At 57.3% G+C, this 15010-nt stretch carries 13 protein-coding genes; 10 read left to right on the top strand and 3 right to left on the bottom strand.

What is annotated here, in order from left to right:
* Positions 1 to 341: 341 nt before the first annotated feature.
* Positions 342 to 1166 (bottom strand): MurR/RpiR family transcriptional regulator, encoded by an 825-nt coding sequence (locus tag DG357_RS18200; protein WP_028014252.1) that lies wholly within the window; start codon positions 1164 to 1166, stop codon positions 342 to 344.
* Positions 1167 to 1331: 165 nt separating this feature from the next.
* Between DG357_RS18200 and DG357_RS18195 the strand changes: the two genes are divergently transcribed.
* From DG357_RS18195 to queE, 3 genes are read left to right on the top strand one after another with little or no spacing between them, the layout of a single operon-like run.
* Positions 1332 to 2891: a PTS transporter subunit EIIC gene (locus DG357_RS18195; protein ID WP_088204211.1), complete on the top strand. Its 1560-nt coding sequence runs from the start codon at positions 1332 to 1334 to the stop codon at positions 2889 to 2891.
* Entirely contained in the window at positions 2891 to 3598 is a 708-nt protein-coding gene (locus DG357_RS18190; protein WP_088204210.1) for an N-acetylmannosamine-6-phosphate 2-epimerase, read from the top strand. Before DG357_RS18195 ends, DG357_RS18190 begins: the two co-directional genes overlap by 1 nt.
* Before the next feature lie 54 nt (positions 3599 to 3652).
* Positions 3653 to 4324 (top strand): 7-carboxy-7-deazaguanine synthase QueE, encoded by a 672-nt coding sequence (queE, locus tag DG357_RS18185; protein ID WP_028014249.1) that lies wholly within the window; start codon positions 3653 to 3655, stop codon positions 4322 to 4324.
* Positions 4325 to 4352: 28 nt separating this feature from the next.
* Here queE and queD read toward each other — a convergent pair whose 3' ends face one another.
* Positions 4353 to 4715, bottom strand: coding sequence for a 6-carboxytetrahydropterin synthase QueD (queD, locus tag DG357_RS18180; protein WP_088204209.1), 363 nt, complete (start codon positions 4713 to 4715; stop codon positions 4353 to 4355).
* A gap of 306 nt (positions 4716 to 5021) precedes the next feature.
* Here queD and cysJ point away from each other — a divergent pair, with 306 nt between their 5' ends.
* Genes cysJ through cysH form a run of 3 tightly spaced genes read left to right on the top strand, consistent with a single transcriptional unit; the run spans position 5022 to position 9289 of the window.
* On the top strand, positions 5022 to 6827 hold the full coding sequence (gene cysJ, locus DG357_RS18175; RefSeq protein WP_088204208.1) for an NADPH-dependent assimilatory sulfite reductase flavoprotein subunit: 1806 nt from the start codon (positions 5022 to 5024) through the stop codon (positions 6825 to 6827).
* A complete protein-coding gene (gene cysI / locus DG357_RS18170) occupies positions 6827 to 8539 on the top strand; it encodes an assimilatory sulfite reductase (NADPH) hemoprotein subunit (RefSeq protein WP_088204207.1) in 1713 nt (570 codons plus the stop codon). The genes cysJ and cysI overlap by 1 nt, the downstream gene beginning before the upstream one ends.
* Before the next feature lie 15 nt (positions 8540 to 8554).
* A complete protein-coding gene (gene cysH, locus DG357_RS18165; RefSeq protein WP_008499616.1) occupies positions 8555 to 9289 on the top strand; it encodes a phosphoadenosine phosphosulfate reductase in 735 nt (244 codons plus the stop codon).
* A gap of 71 nt (positions 9290 to 9360) precedes the next feature.
* Here cysH and DG357_RS18160 read toward each other — a convergent pair whose 3' ends face one another.
* The gene (locus DG357_RS18160) at positions 9361 to 10404 is read right to left on the bottom strand and encodes an aminopeptidase (protein ID WP_028014245.1); all 1044 of its coding nucleotides are present in this window, start codon (positions 10402 to 10404) and stop codon (positions 9361 to 9363) included.
* A gap of 246 nt (positions 10405 to 10650) precedes the next feature.
* On the opposite strand from DG357_RS18160, the gene cysG reads away from it, so the two are divergent.
* From cysG to cysC, 4 genes are read left to right on the top strand one after another with little or no spacing between them, the layout of a single operon-like run.
* Positions 10651 to 12000: a siroheme synthase CysG gene (cysG, locus tag DG357_RS18155; protein WP_162497086.1), complete on the top strand. Its 1350-nt coding sequence runs from the start codon at positions 10651 to 10653 to the stop codon at positions 11998 to 12000.
* A gap of 9 nt (positions 12001 to 12009) precedes the next feature.
* Positions 12010 to 12918: a sulfate adenylyltransferase subunit CysD gene (cysD, locus tag DG357_RS18150; RefSeq protein ID WP_008499613.1), complete on the top strand. Its 909-nt coding sequence runs from the start codon at positions 12010 to 12012 to the stop codon at positions 12916 to 12918.
* 9 nt (positions 12919 to 12927) lie between these two features.
* Positions 12928 to 14352, top strand: coding sequence for a sulfate adenylyltransferase subunit CysN (gene cysN / locus DG357_RS18145; RefSeq protein WP_088204206.1), 1425 nt, complete (start codon positions 12928 to 12930; stop codon positions 14350 to 14352).
* Positions 14352 to 14957, top strand: a complete 606-nt coding sequence (gene cysC / locus DG357_RS18140; protein ID WP_028014242.1) for an adenylyl-sulfate kinase — start codon at positions 14352 to 14354, stop codon at positions 14955 to 14957. Before cysN ends, cysC begins: the two co-directional genes overlap by 1 nt.
* Positions 14958 to 15010 lie beyond the last annotated feature (53 nt).

The following is a 15010-nucleotide window of genomic DNA, read 5'->3' as shown; positions in this document are numbered from 1 at the left end:
TGATTGATGAGGCGGATTGTAGGCGCGCAAAAGTAAACGGCGTTTAAATAATAAAACGCCGGGACCGACAGCGTCTTAAGCTTATTTTAAGGAAAGGAAATTAGGTGAAAATATTGGACATTGCAGAAGGCGGAAAAATTCAATTTATTCATGTTTTTATTTTAACTTAATGATTTTAATCTGTTTTTGTCTCTTGGGTGGCGCGATGGAAATAATTCAAACTGTAATAAACAAAATAATTTGTTACACCAAACATTTATCATATAAATGAATTGAGCCCTGCTTAAGTAAAATTGAGCAAAATAAAACGCAGGCTATTTTATTTAGCCTGCGAAGGGTTTTCAGAGCAGAAGAGGAAGCGTGGCGCTGGCCGTTTGCTGGCTGACGTCAGCGTAATGACCATCCAGCGCAATCATGGATGTCGTAAGTAATTCGACCAGCAGCATCACCCCAACTTTGGCATTGAGCGCGCCCGCGCTAAGAGGGCCTTCTGGCTTGGCGGCCACCAGCAGCATATCGCTAAGAGACGCCAGCGGGCTGCGGGGCGTGTTGCTGAGCGCCAGAACCTTCACCCCGCGCTTGCGGGCAAGTTTCACCACGTGAAGTAAATCTCGCGTTGAACCGGAACTGGAGATCGCCACCACCAGCGTCTCTGCCGAAAGCGTGGTCGCATTCATGGCTGCGCGGTGCATATCGCTAAACAGCTGTGCGGATTTACCCAGCCTTAATAACTTGTAATGCAGATACTCCCCGAGGATTGCGCTGGCCGCGACGCCATAAATCTGCACGGACTGCGCCTGATGCAGCGCCAGTGCGGCTTTTTCAAGCAGCGCGCGGTCGAGGAGTCTCGCGGTATCCTGCAGAGCCTGCACCGATTCATCCACCACGCTGTCAATCTCATCCCCCGCCTGACGCGCGGGCTGACCCTGCTGAATATCCAGCGCCAGCGCCATTTTGAATTCGTTATACCCCTTGCACCCCAGCGTCCGGCAAAGACGCGTCACGCTGGCCTCGCTGGTGTGGCTCTCTCGCGCCAGTTCGGTGATGGTCAGGTAGAGCACCCGGGCAGGGTCGCTGAGGACAAACTCACCGAGTTTTTGTTGCGTTGGGCTGTACCCGGAAGCCTCCTGGCGGAGCTTCAGCAGCAGGTTTTCATGGTCCGACATGCCACGTCCTTAATGTGTTTCACTGCGACTAGTGTGGCGGAAAGGGGGGGAAAGATGCCAGTCATTTTAAAAAAGTATGATCGGCCTCCTGGTTTGTGATGATAATTTTCACTATAAAATATTTATGTGGTAAAAATTTTCATCTTTTAATGGGGGGATGAAAAAATGATGCAAATATTCAGTGGCGCTTCGTCGGGTGGATGGTTTGAAAAAGCGCAGCGCTTTGGCAAATCCTTTATGTTGCCTATCGCCGTATTGCCCGCGGCGGGTCTGCTGCTCGGTATCGGCGGGGCGTTATCGAACCCTAATACGCTGGCGGCCTATCCGTTTTTAGATGTGAGCTGGCTGCAGGCCATTTTCACCATCATGAGCAGTGCGGGTTCGATTGTGTTTGCGAACCTCTCGGTGCTGTTTGCGGTTGGGGTGGCCGTCGGGCTGGCAAAAAACGATAAGGGCACGGCGGGGCTGGCAGCGCTACTCGCGTTTCTGGTGATGAATGCCACCATCAACGCGCTGCTGATCCTCACCGGCAAACTGGCGCACGAGAACCCGGGCGCTGTAGGGCAGGGCATGACGCTGGGTATTCAGACGCTGGAAACCGGGGTGTTTGGCGGCGTGGTGATTGGTCTCGTGACCTGCGTGCTGCATCATCGGTTTAACAAGATAGCGCTTCCGCAGTTCCTGGGCTTTTTTGGTGGCTCGCGCTTTGTCCCGATTATCAGCTCGCTGGCGGCAATACTCGTTGGCGCGATCATGACCGTGGTCTGGCCGCATTTCCAGAAGCTTATTTTTGGTCTGGGCGGGCTGGTGGATGCCACCGGTTATCTTGGCACGCTGCTGTACGGCTTTATTTTGCGCATGCTTGGCCCGTTTGGTCTGCACCACATCTTCTATCTGCCGTTCTGGACCACCGCGCTCGGCGGCAGCGAGATCGTCAACGGCCACCTGGTTGAGGGCACGCAGCGGATCTTCTTCGCTCAGCTCGCCGACCCGAACACGCAGCATTTCTATGAAGGCACGTCACGCTTCATGTCCGGGCGCTTTATCACGATGATGTTTGGCCTGCTTGGTGCCTGCCTGGCGATGTATCACACGGCGAAACCGGAGAACAAAAAGCGCGTTGCCGGGCTGCTGCTCTCCGCGGCGTTAACCTCATTCCTGACGGGAATTACCGAGCCCATCGAGTTCTCCTTCCTGTTCATTGCCCCGGTGCTCTACGTCATTCACGCGCTGTTTGACGGGCTGGCGTTTATGCTCGCGCACATGCTGCACATCACCATCGGGCAGACCTTCTCCGGCGGTTTTATTGACTTCGTGCTGTTCGGCATATTGCAGGGGGAGGCCAAAACCAACTGGATGTTCGTTCCGCTGGTCGGCGTGCCGTGGTTCTTCCTCTACTACTTCACCTTCCGCTACCTGATTAACCGCTTTGATTTCGCCACGCCGGGCCGTGAAAAGGAGGCGATGGTTGATGACGTCAGCCTGCCGCAAAGCGAGCGCGCTGCGGCGGTGATCGCCGGGTTAGGCGGAAAAGACAATCTGGAAGAGGTGGACTGCTGCGCCACGCGGCTTCGCGTGACGGTCAAAGACGGCAGCAAAGTGAATGACGCGGCGCTGAAAGCCACCGGCGCGCGCGGCGTTATCGTGCGCGGTAACGGTGTACAGGTCATTTATGGCCCGCACGTCACGATTATCAAAAACGAAGTGGAAGAGATCTTATCGTAATGAAAAATGTACTGGATAACCTGAAGGGAAAACTGGTCGTCTCCTGTCAGGCGCTGGAAAACGAACCGCTGCACAGCCCGTTTATCATGTCGCGAATGGCGCTGGCGGCGGCACAGGGTGGAGCCTTCGCCATTCGCGCCAACAGCGTGGTGGATATCGAGGCCATTAAGCAGCAGGTGTCTTTACCGGTTATCGGCATCATCAAACGGGACTATCCAGGGAGCGAAGTATTTATCACCGCTACGATGAAAGAGGTGGATGAGCTCATGGCCGTCTCTCCGGAAATCATTGCCCTTGATGCGACGGCGCGGGAACGTCCTGGCGGTGAATCCCTGGAAACACTGGTCACGGCCATCCGCTCACGTTACCCCTCGGTACTGCTGATGGCAGATATTTCCACCGTAGACGAAGCCGTGACGGCGCATACGCTTGGCTTTGACTGCGTCGGTACCACGCTGTACGGCTATACGGCGGAAACGGCAGGCCATACGCTTCCGGAGAATGACTGTGCGTTCCTGAAAGCGGTGCTGGCGGCCGTGACGGTCCCCGTGGTTGCCGAAGGCAACGTGGATACGCCCGAGCGCGCTGCCCGGTGTCTGGCGCTGGGCGCGCATACGGTCGTTGTCGGCGGGGCGATCACCCGCCCACAGCAAATTACCGCGCGCTTTATGGCGGCGATTAGCGCGCAAAGCACCGATGGAGCATGACCATCCGACGGGGATCTGCGATACTTATCGTTTATCCCCTTTACTGAGATGACTATGCAGTACCCGATTAACGAGATGTTCCAGACCCTGCAAGGCGAGGGTTACTTTACCGGCGTTCCCGCTATCTTTATTCGTTTACAGGGATGCCCGGTTGGCTGTGCCTGGTGTGATACCAAACATACGTGGGATAAGCTCGCAGATCGGGAAGTGTCGCTGTTTAGCATTCTGGCGAAAACCAAAGAGAGTGATAAGTGGGGCGCGGGCAGTGCAGAAGACCTGCTGGCCATAATTGGTCGCCAGGGCTGGACGGCTCGCCACGTCGTCATCACCGGCGGCGAACCCTGCATTCACGATCTGACGCCGCTGACCGAGCTGCTCGAAAAGAACGGCTACAGCTGCCAGATTGAGACCAGCGGCACCCATGAAGTGCGCTGCTCGCACACCACCTGGGTGACGGTATCGCCAAAAGTGAATATGCGTGGCGGGTATGACGTGCTGTCTCAGGCGCTGGAGCGCGCGGATGAAATTAAGCATCCGGTAGGACGCGTACGTGATATCGAAGCGCTGGATGAACTGCTGGCGACGCTGACGGATGAGAAGCAGCGGGTAATCGCCCTGCAGCCGATCAGCCAGAAAGAGGATGCGACGCGCCTGTGCATTGAAACCTGCATTGCGCGCAACTGGCGCCTGTCGATGCAGACGCACAAGTATCTGAATATTGCCTAGAAAAAAGCCCGGTTTTGCCGGGCTTTTTTTACTCTCCGCGATACACGCAGCCTGCCGTGCAGGTTTCTTTGATCATCACCGCGCTCAGCAGCGGTACCAGCGGCTTCATCTGATCCCAGATCCATTTTGCCAGCACTTCGCTGGTCGGGTTTTCCAGACCCGGAATATCGTTGAGATAGTAGTGATCCAGACGATCGTAGGTCGGCTTAAACGCGGCCTTCAGCTCGGCAAAGTCCATGATCCAACCGGTATACGGATCAACTTCACCGGTGATCTCAAGACGCACCATAAACGAATGCCCGTGCAGGCGGCCGCATTTATGTCCTGCAGGAACGTGCGGAAGGTGGTGGGCGGCTTCGAAGGTGAAATCTTTAAACAGTGTGGTGGACATGATCGCTCTCAGTAATGCGGAAAAAACCGCCGCATAGTACCGGAAAGCACAATTTTTAGCATTAACTAAAACGGCTCTGAACGGTGAACGCCCGGTATTCAGGGTGATTATTGGTTTTTATTCTTTTATTTCAAATGGTTATTCAATCGTTTTTATCGCTAAGAACGATAACTAAAACAGGTTAGTCCATTTGGTTATTTATTATTTCCATCCCTTCTTTAATTGTTATTATCCACGCCGTTAACCTTATCTTCAGTTTGGATTTATTCGCTTAAAGTCCGCTTGGCTACTGGAACATAACGACGCATGACAACACAGGCCCCACCTTCAAATTTGCTTCCCCTTAACCCGGAGCAACTGGCGCGCCTTCAGGCTGCCACCTCTGATTTTTCTCCCACTCAGCTTGCCTGGGTCTCCGGTTATTTCTGGGGAATGCTCAACCAGCAGCCTGGCGCGGTGGCTGGCGCACCGGCAACGGCCGTGGAAATTCCTGTTATTACGCTGATTAGCGCCTCGCAGACGGGCAACGCCCGCCGCGTGGCCGAAGCGCTGCGTGATGATCTGCTGGCCGCCAAACTGAACGTGAACCTGGTCAACGCCGGGGATTATAAATTCAAACAAATCGCGTCAGAAAAACTGCTGGTGATGGTCGCCTCGACCCAGGGTGAAGGTGAACCCGCTGAAGAAGCGGTGGCGCTGCATAAGTTCCTGTTCTCGAAAAAAGCGCCGAAGCTGAACGGCACGGCGTTTGCCGTCTTTGGCCTGGGCGATACCTCCTATGAATTCTTCTGCCAGTCCGGTAAAGACTTCGACAGCAAGCTGGCGGAGCTGGGCGCGGAGCGCCTGCTGGACCGCGTGGACGCGGATGTGGAATACCAGACTGCCGCCGCTGAATGGCGTGCGCGCATCGTTGAGGTGTTGAAAGCCCGCGTCCCGAAAGAGACGCCAGCGCAGGCCGCGGTGACCGCTGCGGGCACCGTCAATGAGATCCACACCAGCCCGTACACCAAAGAGTCGCCGCTGACGGCGAGCCTGTCGGTGAACCAGAAAATTACGGGCCGCGACTCGGAAAAAGACGTGCGCCATATTGAAATCGATCTTGGCGACTCCGGCCTGCGCTATCAGCCTGGCGATGCGCTGGGCGTCTGGTATCAGAACGATCCGGCGCTGGTGAAAGAGCTGGTGGAACTGCTGTGGCTGAAGGGTGACGAGCCCGTCACCGTTGACGGCAAAACCCAGCCACTTTCAGAGGCGCTGCAGTGGCATTTCGAGCTGACGGTGAACACTCCGAATATCGTCGAGAATTATGCCACCCTAACGCGCAGCGAATCCCTGCTGCCGCTGGTGGGCGACAAAGCGAAGCTGCAGCATTACGCCGCGACGACGCCGATTGTCGATATGGTGCGTTTCTCGCCGGCACAGCTGGATGCCGATGCGCTGATCGGTCTGCTGCGTCCGCTGACCCCACGCCTGTACTCTATCGCCTCTTCCCAGGCGGAAGTGGAAAGCGAAGTTCACGTTACCGTCGGCGTGGTGCGCTACGACATCGAAGGCCGCGCCCGCGCGGGTGGGGCATCAAGCTTCCTGGCGGACCGCGTGGAAGAAGAGGGCGAGGTGCGCGTCTTTATCGAGCACAACGACAACTTCCGCCTGCCGGCGAACCCGGAGACCCCGGTGATCATGATTGGCCCGGGCACCGGCATCGCGCCGTTCCGCGCCTTTATGCAGCAGCGTGCCGCGGACGACGCGCCGGGTAAAAACTGGCTGTTCTTCGGCAACCCGCACTTTACCGAAGATTTCCTCTACCAGGTTGAGTGGCAGCGCTACGTCAAAGAGGGCGTACTGACCCGCATCGATCTGGCCTGGTCCCGCGATCAGAAAGAAAAAGTATACGTACAAGACAAACTGCGCGAACAGGGCGCAGAGCTGTGGCGCTGGATCAATGACGGTGCCCACATTTATGTCTGCGGCGACGCCAATCGCATGGCGAAAGACGTTGAGCAGGCACTGCTGGAAGTGATTGCCGAATTCGGCGGTATGGATGCCGAAGCGGCGGATGAATTTTTAAGTGAGCTGCGCGTTGAGCGCCGTTATCAGCGAGATGTCTACTAATGAGCGAAAAACATCCAGGGCCACTGGTGGTCGAAGGTAAACTGACAGACGCCGAGCGCATGAAGCTGGAAAGCAACTATCTGCGCGGCACCATTGCTGAAGATCTGAATGACGGCCTGACCGGCGGTTTCAAAGGCGACAACTTCCTGCTGATCCGTTTCCACGGCATGTATCAGCAGGACGACCGCGATATCCGCGCCGAGCGCGCAGAACAGAAGCTGGAGCCGCGCCACGCGATGCTGCTGCGCTGCCGCCTGCCGGGTGGAGTGATCACCACCAAACAGTGGCAGGCGATCGACAAATTTGCGGGTGAAAACACGATTTATGGCAGCATCCGCCTGACCAACCGTCAGACCTTCCAGTTCCACGGGATTCTGAAGAAGAACGTGAAGCCGGTGCACCAGATGCTCCACTCCGTGGGTCTGGACGCGCTGGCGACCGCCAACGACATGAACCGTAACGTGCTCTGCACCTCGAACCCGTATGAGTCCGAGCTGCATGCCGAAGCGTATGAGTGGGCGAAGAAAATTTCCGAGCACCTGCTGCCGCGTACCCGCGCCTATGCGGAGATCTGGCTCGATCAGGAAAAAGTCGCGACCACCGACGAAGAGCCGATCCTCGGTCAGACCTACCTGCCGCGTAAGTTCAAAACCACGGTGGTGATCCCGCCGCAGAACGACATCGATCTGCACGCCAACGACATGAACTTCGTGGCGATTGCCGAGAACGGCAAGCTGATTGGCTTTAACCTGCTGGTGGGCGGCGGCCTGTCTATTGAGCACGGTAATAAGAAAACCTACGCCCGCACCGCGAGCGAGTTCGGCTTCCTGCCGCTGGAGCATACGCTGGCCGTGGCGGAAGCGGTAGTGACCACCCAGCGCGACTGGGGCAACCGTACCGACCGTAAAAACGCGAAAACCAAGTACACTCTGGAGCGCGTGGGCGTTGAAACGTTCAAAGCGGAAGTGGAGCGTCGCGCGGGGATCAAATTTGAGCCGATCCGCCCTTACGAATTCACCGGTCGCGGCGATCGCATCGGCTGGGTGAAAGGCATCGACAATAAATGGCACCTGACGCTGTTTATCGAAAACGGCCGTATTCTGGATTATCCGGGGCGTCCGTTGAAAACCGGTCTGCTGGAAATTGCGAAGATCCATAAGGGCGAGTTCCGCATTACCGCTAACCAGAATCTCATCATTGCCGGCGTGCCGGAGAGCCAGAAGGCGAAGATCGAGAAGCTGGCGCGCGATCACGGGTTGATGGATGCGGTCAAACCGCAGCGTGAAAACTCGATGGCCTGCGTGTCGTTCCCGACCTGTCCGCTGGCGATGGCCGAAGCCGAGCGTTTCCTGCCGTCATTTACGGACAAAGTGGAAGCGATTCTGGAAAAACACGGTATTCCGGACGAGCATATTGTTATGCGCGTGACGGGCTGCCCGAACGGCTGCGGTCGCGCGATGCTGGCCGAGCTCGGTCTGGTGGGGAAAGCGCCGGGCCGCTATAACCTGCACCTGGGCGGTAACCGTATCGGCACGCGTATCCCGCGTATGTTCCGCGAGAACATCACCGAGCCGGAAATTCTCGATTCCCTCGACGTGCTTGTCGGGCGCTGGGCAAAAGAGCGCGAAGCGGGTGAAGGCTTTGGCGACTTTACGGTGCGTGCGGGCATCATTCGCCCGGTGCTCGATCCCGCCAGGGATTTCTGGGAGTAACCACGAGAGGTAATTATGTCCGTACTCGATCTAAACGCCCTTAATGACCTGCCAAAAGTCGAACGCATTCTGGCCCTGGCAGAAACTAACGCTCACCTTGAAAAGCTGGACGCCGAAGGGCGCGTAGCGTGGGCGCTGGAAAACCTGCCGGGAGAGTATGTGCTCTCATCAAGCTTTGGTATTCAGGCGGCGGTCAGTTTGCATCTGGTGAATCAGATCCGTCCGGACATACCGGTGATCCTCACCGATACCGGCTACCTGTTCCCGGAAACCTACCAGTTTATCGACGAACTGACGGATAAGCTCAGGCTGAACCTTAAAGTCTACCGCGCAACGGAAAGCGCGGCCTGGCAGGAGGCGCGCTACGGCAAGCTGTGGGAGCAGGGCGTTGAGGGCATTGAGAAATACAATGAGATCAACAAAGTTGAGCCGATGAACCGGGCGCTGAAAGAGCTGAACGCCCAGACGTGGTTTGCCGGCCTGCGCCGCGAGCAGTCCGGGAGCCGCGCAACCTTACCGGTACTGGCGGTACAGCGCGGCGTGTTCAAAGTGCTGCCGATTATCGACTGGGATAACCGCACGGTGTATCAGTACCTGCAAAAACACGGGCTCAAGTACCATCCGCTATGGGATCAGGGCTACCTGTCCGTGGGCGACACCCACACCACGCGCAAATGGGAGCCGGGAATGGCTGAAGAAGAGACGCGATTCTTTGGGCTGAAGCGCGAGTGCGGGCTGCACGAAGGGTGATCCTTTATCCTCCCTCTCCCTGTGGGAGAGGGTTGGGGTGAGGGCATCAGGCCCCGCTATACTTAAAAACCTCAGGCTTTGCCCGCTTTCGCCAGCTCCTTCACCAGCGGCAGCATCACTTTCACCACGTCCCGGCTGCGGTGCTCAATCCGCTGCGGCAGCGTTTTATCAATGTGCTGCTGATTATCCAGCCGCACGTCATGCCAGCTGGTCCCGTCCGGGAACGCTTTCGATTTAGCGCGCTGCTGATAGCCATCCTTTTTGCCCAGCGCCCAATTCGTCGCCTCGACGTACAGCACCGGAATGCCTGCTTTATCAAACACTTCCCCGTCGTTACAACAGCCAGTGCCTTTTGGGTAATCCGGGTTACCGCCTGGGTTTGTTGCAGCATAGACGCCATGCGTACGGGCAAGCGCCAGCGCGCGGTCGCGGGTGAGTTTACGCACGCTGCTCGGCGTGCTCTGTCCACTATTAAAATAGAGCTTATCGCCCACGATCAGGTTATCGAGGTTAATCACCAGCAGCGTATTTTTCTTCTCCTCAGCGCTCATCCGTTTAAGGAGATTCTCAGCGCCGAGTTTTCCTTCTTCTTCGCCGCTGGTCGCCACAAAGCGAATACCGTATTTCGTCGGAATATTTTTAAGGCGTTCAGCCAGTTCAAGCATCACGCCGAGACCCGCTGCGTTATCGTCCATGCCCTGCAGCGTCAGTCCCCCGAGGTTATTATCAATATCGGCGTCGCTCATTGGCGCATAGGTATCCAGGTGCGCCATGATAATAATCTGCTCAGCCGCTTTCCCCTCATGCGCCGCAATCACCGTGCTGCCGGTCACGTTATGCCAGTTTTGCGTTTTATTGCGTGAGGTATAGATGTAGCGGCTGTGAAACGAGCGTATGTCACTCTGGTAGCCCATCTGTGCAAACTGCTGGCGAATATAGTCGGCGGAGAGCATCTCCGCGGGTGAACCGGTCATGCGGCCAGGGAAAACCGTCGCAATATGTCGCGCCTGCATAGTGGCGATTTCACCATAAGGTTGATTTTTTGCCTGAGCCGGAAGGATAAAGCAAACGCCGAGCGCCAGGGCAGCAATACGGTGGCGCGTTGCGGAAAACATAGTGAGTCCTTAAAAACAGAGCAAAATAATAACGTGCATAGTATGAAACTGTGATCGTCCATACACAATTTGAATTGCTCTTAAATGCCCGAAATTTCGCGTGTTAAGCATTTTTTGGTATTTGCTTTTTCACTGCGTTATTCCATTGAGTAACTACTCATTCCAATTCGTAATTTCATTCGATCTAAGCCGCCCCCTATAGTCCCTCTATTCCTCGTTGTTAGTGAGTTGTTGCCTGTGGACTATCTGCCCCTTTTTGCCGCCTTAAAAGACCGACCGGTACTGGTTGTCGGCACGGGAGAAATTGCCGATCGCAAAATCGCGTTTTTGCAGCGCGCAGGGGCACAGGTGCGGGTTGTTGAAGAGGCGGATTTCGACGAGTCACAGATCGACAGCGTGGTGCTGGTGATTGCGGCGACTGAAAATCGGGAACTGAACCGGCGGATCTCCGACGCGGCTCAGGCCCGTTACCGTCTGGTGAACGTGGTGGACGACCAGCCTTTATGCTCGTTTATCTTCCCGTCGATCGTTGACCGCTCGCCGCTGCTGGTGGCGATCTCCTCCGGCGGCACCGCGCCGGTGCTGGCGCGCGTGCTGCGGGAAAAGATCGAAGCGCTGCTGCCGACCAGCCTCGGGCGCATGGCGGAGAAAGCCAGCTACTGGCGCAACCATTTAAAAAACCGCCTGACCAGCGTGACGGAACGCCGTCGCTTCTGGGAGCGCGTATTTCGCGGCCGCTTTGCCAGCCTGATGCAGGCGGGCAATGAGACGGCGGCGCAGAAAATTCTCGAAGACGAACTGGATAACCCCGGCAGTACGGGCGGGGAAATTATTCTGGTGGGAGCCGGGCCGGGGGATGCCGGTTTGCTGACGCTGCGCGGCCTGCAGGTGCTGCAGGATGCGGACGTGGTGTTCTACGACCATCTGGTCACCGACGGTGTGCGCGAGCTGATCCGTCGCGATGCGGAGCAAATCTGCGTCGGCAAACGGGCGGGGGAACACTCCGTGCCGCAGCACGATACCAACCAGATGCTGATTGACGCCGCGAAAGCGGGCAAAACCGTGGTGCGCCTGAAAGGGGGCGACCCGTTCATTTTCGGTCGCGGCGGTGAAGAACTGCAGGCGGCAGCCGAAGCTGGCGTGCCGTTCCAGGTGGTGCCCGGCATCACGGCGGCGTCAGCCGTGACGGCCTACGCCGGCATTCCGCTGACCCATCGCGATTACGCCCAGAGCGTCACTTTTGTGACCGGGCACTACAAGGCCGACAGCACGCCGTTCGACTGGTCGCACCTCGCCCAGAGCCGACAAACGCTGGCGATATACATGGGCACGATGAAGGCGGCGGACATCAGCGAACAGCTTATTCAGCACGGTCGTGAGGCGACGACGCCCGTTGCCGTCATTTCTCGCGGTACGCGTGTCGATCAGCATGTCGCTATCGGCACATTACAAGACCTTGCAACCCTGGCGAAAGACGCCCCGATGCCTGCCCTGATCGTGGTGGGAGAGGTGGTGCAGCTGCACAGCACCCTCGCCTGGTTCCAACACACAACCGATACAGAAGGCTTTGGTTCTTCTGTTGTAAATTTGGCTTAAGGAACGGTTATGGACCAAAAACGACTTACTCACCTGCGGCAGCTCGAAGCGGAAAGTATCCATATTATCCGCGAAGTGGCCGCCGAGTTCTCTAACCCGGTGATGATGTACTCCATCGGTAAAGATTCCAGCGTCATGCTGCACCTGGCGCGTAAAGCGTTTTATCCGGGCACGCTGCCGTTCCCGCTGCTGCACGTGGATACCGGCTGGAAATTCCGCGAAATGTACGAATTCCGCGACCGTACCGCCAAAGCCTACGGCTGCGAGCTGCTGGTGCACAAAAATCCGGAAGGGGTGGCGATGGGCATTAACCCGTTCGTCCACGGCAGCGCCAAGCATACCGACATCATGAAAACCGAAGGGCTGAAGCAGGCGCTGAACAAGTACGGTTTTGACGCGGCCTTCGGCGGCGCGCGGCGTGACGAAGAAAAGTCCCGCGCCAAAGAGCGTATCTACTCCTTCCGCGACCGCTTCCATCGCTGGGATCCGAAAAACCAGCGCCCGGAGCTGTGGCACAACTACAACGGCCAGATCAACAAGGGCGAAAGCATTCGCGTCTTCCCGCTCTCTAACTGGACCGAGCTGGATATCTGGCAGTACATCTATCTGGAAAACATCGAGATTGTTCCGCTGTACCTGGCCGCCGAGCGCCCGGTGCTGGAGCGCGACGGCATGCTGATGATGATTGACGACGATCGTATCGACCTGCAGCCGGGTGAAGTGATCAAAAAACAGATGGTCCGTTTCCGTACCCTCGGCTGCTGGCCGCTGACCGGCGCGGTGGAATCGAACGCGCAGACGCTGCCGGAGATCATCGAAGAGATGCTGGTGTCCACCACCAGCGAGCGACAGGGGCGCGTGATTGACCGCGACCAGGCAGGCTCCATGGAGCTGAAGAAACGTCAGGGTTATTTCTAAGGAGCCGCCATGAACACCACTATTGCTCAACAAATTGCCAACGAAGGCGGCGTGGAAGCGTATCTGCACGCCCAACAACATAAAAGCCTGCTGCGCTTTCTGACCTGCGGCAGCGTGGATGACGGGAAAAGTACCCTGATTGGCCGCCTGCTGCACGACACGCGCCAGATTTATGAAGATCAGCTCTCTTCCCTGCATAACGACAGCAAGCGTCACGGCACCCAGGGCGAAAAACTTGACCTGGCGCTGCTGGTGGACGGCCTGCAGGCGGAGCGCGAGCAGGGCATCACTATTGACGTGGCCTATCGCTATTTCTCCACCGAGAAGCGCAAGTTTATTATTGCCGACACCCCGGGCCACGAGCAGTACACCCGCAATATGGCGACCGGCGCATCCACCTGCGATCTGGCGATCCTGCTGATGGACGCCCGTAAAGGCGTGCTGGATCAAACCCGTCGCCACAGCTTTATCTCCACTTTGCTGGGGATCAAGCACCTGGTGGTGGCGGTCAACAAGATGGATCTGGTGAACTTCAGCGAAGAAAAATTCGAGGAGATCCGCCAGAGCTACCTGACCTTTGCCGAACAGCTGCCGGGCAACCTGGATATTCGCTTTGTGCCGCTCTCGGCGCTGGAAGGGGATAACGTCGCCTCCCAGAGCGCAAACATGCCGTGGTACAGCGGCCCGACGCTGCTGGAAGTGCTCGAAACCGTTGAAATTCATCGCGTGGTCGACACTCAGCCAATGCGCTTCCCGGTGCAGTACGTGAACCGTCCAAACCTCGATTTCCGCGGCTTCTCCGGCACTATTGCTTCCGGTTCCGTGAAGGTGGGGCAGCGCGTTAAGGTGCTGCCATCCGGCGTGGAGTCAGCAATTGCGCGTATCGTGACCTTCGACGGCGATCTGCCTGAGGCCGGAGCGGGTGAAGCGGTCACGCTGGTGCTGAAAGACGAAATTGATATCAGCCGCGGTGACCTGCTGGTCGACGCGCAGGAGACGCTGGCGGCGGTGCAGGGCGCGTCCGTGGACGTGGTGTGGATGGCCGAACAGCCGCTGACCGCAGGCCAGAGCTACGACATCAAAATTGCGGGCAAGAAAACCCGCGCCCGCGTGGACGGCATTCAGTTCCAGGTGGACATCAACAACCTGACCCACCGTGATGTGAGCGAGCTGCCGCTGAACGGTATTGGCCTGGTGGATCTGACCTTCGACGAGCCGCTGGTGCTGGATCCGTATCAGCAGAACCCGGTGACGGGCGGGCTGATCTTTATTGACCGCCTGACCAACGTTACCGTCGGTGCTGGCATGGTGCGCGAGCCTAACGCGCAGGTGAGCGTGACCTCTGAGTTCAGCGCCTTCGAGCTGGAGCTGAACGCGCTGGTGCGTAAGCACTTCCCGCACTGGGGCGCCCGCGATCTGCTGGGAGGCAAGTAATGGCCGCCCATGATGAGAACGTCGTCTGGCATCCTCATCCGGTCACCGTCGCCCAGCGCGAACAGCTTCATGGCCACCGTGGGGTGGTGCTGTGGTTTACCGGGCTGTCTGGCTCCGGTAAATCCACGGTGGCGGGCGCGCTGGAAGAGGCGCTGCATCAGCAGGGAGTAAGTACCTACCTGCTGGATGGCGACAACGTGCGTCACGGCCTGTGCAGCGATTTGGGGTTCAGCGACGACGACCGCAAAGAGAACATTCGCCGGGTAGGTGAAGTCGCCAGCCTGATGGCTGACGCCGGGCTGGTGGTGCTGACGGCGTTTATCTCGCCACACCGCGCAGAGCGCCAGATGGTGCGCGAGCGCGTGGGTCAGGATCGCTTTATCGAAGTGTTTGTCGATACGCCGCTGGAGATCTGCGAAGCGCGCGATCCGAAAGGGCTGTACAAAAAAGCGCGTGCCGGCGAGCTTCGAAACTTCACCGGAATTGACTCGGTTTACGAAGCGCCTGAATCGCCTGAGATTCACCTGGAAGGTCAACAATTGGTAACAAATTTAGTAAGCCAATTATTAGACCTGCTCAGACGGGACGATATTATCAGATCCTGAGGCGGTATCGTTCGGGAGCTGTCTTCCCGAACGATGAGTCACGGTCACAGGAT

Source organism: Enterobacter bugandensis (genome assembly GCF_900324475.1).
In the GTDB taxonomy this organism is placed as follows: domain Bacteria; phylum Pseudomonadota; class Gammaproteobacteria; order Enterobacterales; family Enterobacteriaceae; genus Enterobacter; species Enterobacter bugandensis.
The sequence above is the reverse complement of the archived record's forward strand: the minus strand, read 5'-3'. Positions and strand labels throughout refer to the sequence as shown.

Bases quoted from the DNA above. Each gene is read 5' to 3' on its own strand.
- queD (WP_088204209.1), bottom strand. From the start codon at position 4,715: ATGTCCACCACACTGTTTAAAGATTTCACCTTCGAAGCCGCCCACCAC.
- DG357_RS18190 (WP_088204210.1), top strand. From the start codon at position 2,891: ATGAAAAATGTACTGGATAACCTGAAGGGAAAACTGGTCGTCTCCTGT.
- cysI (WP_088204207.1), top strand. From the start codon at position 6,827: ATGAGCGAAAAACATCCAGGGCCACTGGTGGTCGAAGGTAAACTGACA.
- cysH (WP_008499616.1), top strand. From the start codon at position 8,555: ATGTCCGTACTCGATCTAAACGCCCTTAATGACCTGCCAAAAGTCGAA.
- cysN (WP_088204206.1), top strand. From the start codon at position 12,928: ATGAACACCACTATTGCTCAACAAATTGCCAACGAAGGCGGCGTGGAA.
- cysD (WP_008499613.1), top strand. From the start codon at position 12,010: ATGGACCAAAAACGACTTACTCACCTGCGGCAGCTCGAAGCGGAAAGT.
- queE (WP_028014249.1), top strand. From the start codon at position 3,653: ATGCAGTACCCGATTAACGAGATGTTCCAGACCCTGCAAGGCGAGGGT.
- DG357_RS18200 (WP_028014252.1), bottom strand. From the start codon at position 1,166: ATGTCGGACCATGAAAACCTGCTGCTGAAGCTCCGCCAGGAGGCTTCC.
- cysC (WP_028014242.1), top strand. From the start codon at position 14,352: ATGGCCGCCCATGATGAGAACGTCGTCTGGCATCCTCATCCGGTCACC.
- cysJ (WP_088204208.1), top strand. From the start codon at position 5,022: ATGACAACACAGGCCCCACCTTCAAATTTGCTTCCCCTTAACCCGGAG.
- DG357_RS18160 (WP_028014245.1), bottom strand. From the start codon at position 10,404: ATGTTTTCCGCAACGCGCCACCGTATTGCTGCCCTGGCGCTCGGCGTT.
- DG357_RS18195 (WP_088204211.1), top strand. From the start codon at position 1,332: ATGATGCAAATATTCAGTGGCGCTTCGTCGGGTGGATGGTTTGAAAAA.